Annotated in this window: 2 protein-coding genes and 2 pseudogenes; 2 read left to right on the top strand and 2 right to left on the bottom strand. The window is 40.5% G+C overall.

The window, feature by feature from the left end:
• Together FD28_RS13140 and FD28_RS01065 are read right to left on the bottom strand one after the other, a co-directional pair.
• Positions 1-68: pseudogene (locus FD28_RS13140) on the bottom strand (GlsB/YeaQ/YmgE family stress response membrane protein); the annotation flags it as partial.
• A 14-nt stretch (positions 69-82) separates the two neighbouring features.
• Positions 83-391 (bottom strand): annotated as a pseudogene (locus tag FD28_RS01065) (Asp23/Gls24 family envelope stress response protein); the annotation flags it as partial.
• 190 nt (positions 392-581) lie between these two features.
• Here FD28_RS01065 and FD28_RS01060 point away from each other — a divergent pair.
• Positions 582-1,166, top strand: a complete 585-nt coding sequence (locus FD28_RS01060; protein ID WP_057731723.1) for a recombinase family protein — start codon at positions 582-584, stop codon at positions 1,164-1,166.
• Positions 1,167-1,525: 359 nt separating this feature from the next.
• A complete protein-coding gene (locus FD28_RS01055) occupies positions 1,526-2,731 on the top strand; it encodes an NAD(P)/FAD-dependent oxidoreductase (RefSeq protein ID WP_002825823.1) in 1,206 nt (401 codons plus the stop codon).
• Positions 2,732-2,936 lie beyond the last annotated feature (205 nt).

Below are 2,936 nucleotides of genomic sequence, written 5' to 3'. Positions count from 1 at the left end.
CGGTTAGTGATTGCGCCAGCAATGGCACCAATGATTGCCCCGACGATTAATGACCATATAAGTCCCATATTTACTCACTCCCTTAGTTAACACGACTAGATTTATTGTCAGACGTTACTTTATCAACGCTGTCACCTAATGTTTCCTTCGATTTCTTTGCGCCCTTACTGACGGCTTCCTTCGTTTTGTCTGTGGCATCGCTCACGCGATCTTGCAGAGAAGTCGAATCTTTTTCATATTGCTCCTTTGTCTTGACATCAACAACATTCACATTTACCTCAATTACTTCTAATTCGGTCATATTCTTTACTTCCCGAACGATAACATTTTTGATCTTGTCATACAGTTTAGAAATATCAATGCCGTATTCAGCAACAATGTCGAGATCCACCACCTTTACCATAATTATAGCAGGACAGTTGTGATGATGGAATTATATGCTCTTATAAGGAACCAATTAAGATTTTTGTTTGACTAAACCAATCTAGCCAATAGGGTATACCCTATTGGCCTTTTTTGCTTTTGTGCTATACTAGGAAATACAGATGTTCATTAGAACTGTCCAAAAGGAAGTGCTGATAATGGCTAAAATTGGTTATGCTCGTGTGAGTTCCAAAGAGCAACATTTAGATCGACAGCTAGCGGCCTTAAAAGGCGTTGATAAATTATTTACGGATAAATTAAGTGGAGCTAACACTAATCGGCCAGAACTGCAAAAAATGCTGGCCTATATTCGTGAGGGAGATATTGTCCTGGTCACTGAATTAGATCGCTTAGGCAGAAGCAACCAGGATTTAACTCAGATCATGAACACCATTCAAAATAAGGGGGCCACCCTAGATGTGTTGAATTTGCCGTCCATGACGGGGATTGCTGACCCCAATTTACGTCAACTGATGATCAACTTGATTATTGAACTCTATAAGTATCAGGCCGAAAGTGAACGTAAGCGAATCATTGAGCGCCAGCAACAAGGGATTGCCTTAGCTAAGCAGCAGGGTAAATATCATGGGCGCAAACCCCAATACACCCAAGACGATCCCCGCTTGCAACACGCTTTTAAGCTTTATCAAACGGGTATGAGTGATGTAGATGTTGCCCGTAATACAGGGATTAAACGGACGACCTTTATCAGATATCGAAAGAAATTCAATATACAAAGATGATGTTTACATGAGAGAATCATAGCAGAGCGGACCACTTGAAACTTCTAACTCCACTAAAATCCGAGAAATGACCAAGAAAAATGACAACTCTTCGAATATTGTTACTTCAAATTAAAATCAAAAATGATTACCTTAAAAATTGAGGTTTTTTAATTAAAATAATATTATTTTATGCTGTGTTATCCGCAATTCTAAATCTGGATCATAGTGATATTTGATAGCTTTGTAGCAGTATGTAAATAAAATTATTATTCTGATAAAAGCAAGCAACGATTGACAATTCTGAGCGTTATTTTTCGAATCATGGCGTTTTTATATTACAATGATCCTAGAAAAAGTAAAGTTATGGAGGCGATTAGATGAGTGATTTGGATCAGACAAACAGCTATCGATACGTCATTGTTGGTGGCGGAGTGGTTGCTGGCTATGCCATCAAGGGAATTCGACAGGAAGATTCAGAGGGTGAGATCTTAATTATTTCGCAAGAGGCGGATGTCCCATATGAACGACCGGCACTGAGTAAAAAACTATGGCTAGATGATGAATTCACTGAAGAGAACATTCAGATTGGTGCTGAAAATTATCCCAATGTGACTTTTAAGTTCAAGACAACGGTTACGGCTATTAATCGGCAAGATAAGGTCATTACATTGGCCGATAGTGAGCAAATCAAGTATGAACAGCTATTGCTAGCAACTGGCGGAGAACCTAGACAAATCCAGGGACCTTCTGATCCACATGTGCTAGTCTTTAGACAGTGGTCAGATTATCGCAAGTTACGTAAATTTAGTGGTCCGAACAAGCGAGTTGTGATCATTGGTGGTGGATATGTTGGTACAGAGCTCGCATCGTCACTGACCCAAAATGAGACTGAAGTTACGATGATTTTTCCAGAAAAAGCGCTGGGTGAGGGTAAATTTCCTGAGTCTATTCGGACTGAGTATGAAGCCACGTTCAAACGCAATGGTGTCACACTGATGAGTGGTCAGTTTGTCCAATCATATCAACGCCAAGGTGACCACTTGACTCTATTGACAAAGGATGGTACGGTGATCGCAGCCGATACGATCATTGTTGGGTTAGGCGTTACGCCGCGGATTAGTTTAGCTGAAGACAGTTGTTTGGATTTAGCTGATGGTGGTGTGAAAGTTAATGAGTATCTCAATACTAGTGACCCAGCCATCTGGTCTGCTGGAGATATTGCCTCTTATCCAGATCACATCTTGGGTCGGCAACGGATTGAGCACGTGGACCATGCCCGACTTTCTGGTGAATTAGTTGGCCGTAATATGGCAGGTGCTCACATGAGCTATCAGCATACCCCATACTTCTATTCCATGATTTTTGATATTTCCTGGCAAGCAATCGGTAATATTGATCCTAAATTGCAATTGATTTTTGATCGGCGAACGCATGGATCGCTTGTCTATTTCATAGATACCGATAAGTTAGTTGGTGTTTTAGTTTGGAATGTTAAGGTGAATCTTGATGATGTTCGCGCATTGCTTGCGAACGCTCCAGCTACAGATGATCTGGTGGGCTCCATTCGAGAGAAGAAGGCTTAGTATCTGGATGAGATATCGGTGAATCATTGCGTCATCACGAATGTACTTTAGAACAAAATGGCCATCATTAACGATGGCTCAGTAGCAAATAAAAACTAGCCTTGAGTCATTTTAAAGTGCATGAAGTGCAACACAAAAGTTAGACAAAAGGTAGATTGTAAAATTAATCCGAACGCTGTTCGGACAAAAAAGATCAGCTTCCTTT

It is taken from the genome of Levilactobacillus hammesii DSM 16381, from assembly GCF_001434395.1.
In the GTDB taxonomy this organism is placed as follows: domain Bacteria; phylum Bacillota; class Bacilli; order Lactobacillales; family Lactobacillaceae; genus Levilactobacillus; species Levilactobacillus hammesii.
Note: the sequence above shows the minus strand (reverse complement) of the source record. Positions and strands in the feature narration are given on the sequence as shown.

Excerpts from the sequence above, each read along its gene's own strand:
- FD28_RS01055 (WP_002825823.1), top strand. The coding sequence starts at position 1,526 with ATGAGTGATTTGGATCAGACAAACAGCTATCGATACGTCATTGTTGGT.
- FD28_RS01060 (WP_057731723.1), top strand. The coding sequence starts at position 582 with ATGGCTAAAATTGGTTATGCTCGTGTGAGTTCCAAAGAGCAACATTTA.